The organism is Rhodohalobacter sulfatireducens, from assembly GCF_022012475.1.
GTDB classification, from domain to species: Bacteria; Bacteroidota; Rhodothermia; order Balneolales; family Balneolaceae; genus Rhodohalobacter; species Rhodohalobacter sulfatireducens.
In genome coordinates this window covers 1-3,358 of the sequence record NZ_JAKLWS010000073.1, presented here as the reverse complement: position 1 = coordinate 3,358, position 3,358 = coordinate 1, and the positions used below count along the sequence as shown (strand labels likewise).

2 protein-coding genes are annotated in these 3,358 nt (G+C 42.0%); both read right to left on the bottom strand.

The window, feature by feature from the left end:
• Nucleotides 1-3,077 (bottom strand): triple tyrosine motif-containing protein (locus L6773_RS21610; protein WP_304622121.1); only part of this gene is annotated, 3,077 nt, incomplete at its 3' end.
• A partial coding sequence (locus tag L6773_RS21030) for a sensor histidine kinase (protein ID WP_237856644.1) occupies nucleotides 3,074-3,358 on the bottom strand: 285 nt, incomplete at its 5' end. The genes L6773_RS21610 and L6773_RS21030, both read right to left, overlap by 4 nt.

Genomic DNA, 3,358 nt, shown 5'->3' with positions numbered 1-3,358 from the left:
AAATTCAAAATCACCCGGCTGAAGTCTTCGGTGATCATTTCGACTTCTCCAACATTCTTATCTAAATCCAGTTCAATATCAACGTTGATTGGATCTTTCCCGGCGCGCATTCCGTGAAAGGCCAGGTTGCTGTACTCTTTAATGAGAGCATTGATATTGGTCGCTTCCATTTTGCCCGAACCGCCGCGGCTGTGCTGGAGCATCGATTTAACGATACCATCGGCGCGTGTGCCGTGTTCGTAGATTTTTTTGAGGTTCATTTCCACATCGTTTAGGATTGCTGACATTTCATCCAGCGCATCAGCCGGTAGGGGCGTATCGCGATACGCCCGTATAGATTCGATTTCATCCCGTGCCTCCTCAATGAGTTCTGCAGACAAATCCGAAAAATTATTCACAAAATTCAGCGGGTTCTTGATTTCATGCGCGATACCGGCGGTGAGCTGACCCAAACTTGCCAGTTTCTCCTGTTGGACGAGTTGTTCTTGTGCGGATTTTAAATTCTCGTGGGCGATTTCAAGATTGTGATAAGCCTTCTCGATTTCCCTGGCTTGTTCCAGTTCTTTTTCCCTGGCTTTTTCTCTCTCTTTCTGCTGTACCCTTCTGCGTTGGACGCTGTCAGCGACAAGAATACCTGCTACAAATAAAATGAAATAAAATCCATAGGCCCACCAGGTTTGGTACCAGGGGGGGAGTACTGCCATCTGAATTGATGTTAATCCATCACTCCACACCCCATCCAGGTTACTGCCTTTTATTCTAAATGTGTAATCACCAGGAGGTAAATTGGTGTAGGTTGCCTGACCCAAGGTTCCGCCATCACGCCAATCATCATCAAAACCCACCAACTGATATTGATATTGATTGCTCTCATTAGCTGCAAAATGCATGGCTCCGAATTCGATGGAAACGGACAGAATATCCGGTTGAACAACAATCACATCTGCAATTTCTATAGGAGTTTCAATGGGTTGTGCAGCCCCAAATTGAATTTGATTGCCATCCAATGATAGATTCGTAAAAACCATTTCTGGTGGGTGAGGATTTTCGGTGATTTCCGAAGGATCAAATATGTTTACACCTCCAGTATCTCCGAAGTAAATCTTTCCTGACGGGCCCTGGTAATTCACCCGTCCTTCAAATTTATACCCTTGAAGACCTCTTTGGTAAGGGTAGTGGGTTACTTTTTCCGTATCCGGATCAAACTTCACAATTCCATTGTCTGTGCCCAGCCATACATTCCCTTGCTCGTCGAACTTAAATGAAGAAAAATCTGATATAGGAAAGTCATAAACGTCAATATCATACCATTTTTCAATTTTTGTTAACGAACTGTCTAACCGTCCAAATCCATCAAAACTTGTTACCCAAAATCGGTCATTAAAATCTTGAATATAAATGCTGGTACGTGCATCCCGCTCCACATTCAAATCTATCATTTCAATGCTTAAATCTTCATGATGGATAAGGTAGTACCGATTATTTTCTGAGGATACAATAAGATTCCCTGATTTAGTTTCTAACACATTGAAATTCTCTCCATCGCTAATCCCGGAATTTTCAGGATGACTATAACGTGTTATGATTTCAGTTTTTGGATCGACCCAGCCCATTGAGTTAAAGTCTTGGAACCAAATTCTGCCACTACCATCTTCAATAATGTTTGATATCCAGTTTCCAGGATAAAGAGAGGCTTCGTCATCCGGATCGTGTTTAAATCGTGTAATTTCATTACTACCCGGTCGTATTCTATTTAATCCTCCTGCGTTTGGCCCCGGGGAACCAGTGCCTGCCCAAATGGATCCGTCAGAGCCCTTGGCAAGACTCCAAACAAATGGATGACTGAGTTCACTGCTAACAGATCTGCCCGCAGGTGAGTCAAATCTACCTGTATATCGTTTAATCACATTTGCACCCGAATCAAAATGAAATAAGCTGTTTTCAAATAATCGTGCACCGATCATAAACGAACCATCTTCCAGCTCAAATGCAGAAATAACATCAAGTAAAGGTGTGCCATCATCATTTTTCAGTAAACCAAAATCACTTTCAAATAAGTTTAAACGACTAATTCCTGATGCAAATGAGGGAATCCAAAGTACATCTTGATGATCAATAAATAACCGGCTGCCAGCAAATACTTGATTGAAGCCAAGTAGACTTTTTTGGTTTAATGCATTATGAAGGTAGGTTTTAAACTCTCCTGTTTTGATATCAACTTTTATAAGTGAGTTGGTTTTGTGTACCCACATTTCGTCAGTTTTGTGAACAATAACATCGCTAATATTTCTGAGGAGATTCGGATCCGGGCTTTTAATAAATTGCCAATTTTCGTTTTTATTTTCTCGGGTAGCCCAGCCAAATTCATTGACAAACAGTAATCCATTCTCTTTATAAGGTTTAAACCTTACTGTGACCGCATCAGCCCGGAGTGTTGGTTCGGGATTGTTCTGATCAAAAGGAGCGTATTCAAAAGTATGGTATCCGTCAACTGTACGATGAGCCAATCCCCATTCATCCTCACTTTTTCTGTAATAATATGAGATCGAACTGTCAGCATGAGCTATGACATTAAAGGAAGATCCGGGTTCCTGTGTTGAATCAGGCTCAAATCTTTGAAGAGATTCGTTAAAATGTAGAAGTCCATTCTCTGATTCAGTCCACACCCTGCCGGCTGCATCCAAATCAATTCTGGGGTAAAAATCTACATTTGATTCAATCTCATAAATGTGTAAAGAATCTTGCACGGAGTTGTAATAGGCATGCGGGCCTCCCCGACTGTAACTGATCCAAACTCCGCCTTTATTATCAGCTTCAAGATATCTTCCCTCTGGTGATTTCTTTTCAAATGTTTGGCCGTCGTATCGATACACACCAACCCATGAACCGATCCAGATGTATCCGAATGAATCTTGTGTGACGTCCGTAACGCTAGTAACAGGGAGTCCGTCGTCAGGTGTGATATTTCTAAATATGATGTTTTCGGGGGATTGCCCATAAGCAGCCAAAGAAAAGAGGGTAGAAGACAGGTATACCCAAAATGCGAAGAGAAGAAACCTAAGGTGAATTTTTTTCATGCGTGTAATCTAATTGAAAATACGGTACCGTTTTTATCTGACTCAATTTTTAAATCTCCCCCATGTGCTTTAATAATATCATTGGTAATACTCAGCCCAAGTCCCGTACCCGCAGTCCCTTTCTTAGTCGTAAAAAACGGCTGCAGGATTTTGTCTTTGATCTCTTCGGGAATACCCGGTCCGTTATCCTGGATTTCGATGGTGACGGTTTGATCGGTTTGGTGAGTACGTACCGTTAGTTTGGGTTCATAACCTTCCATCGAGGACACCCCTCGGCTTCG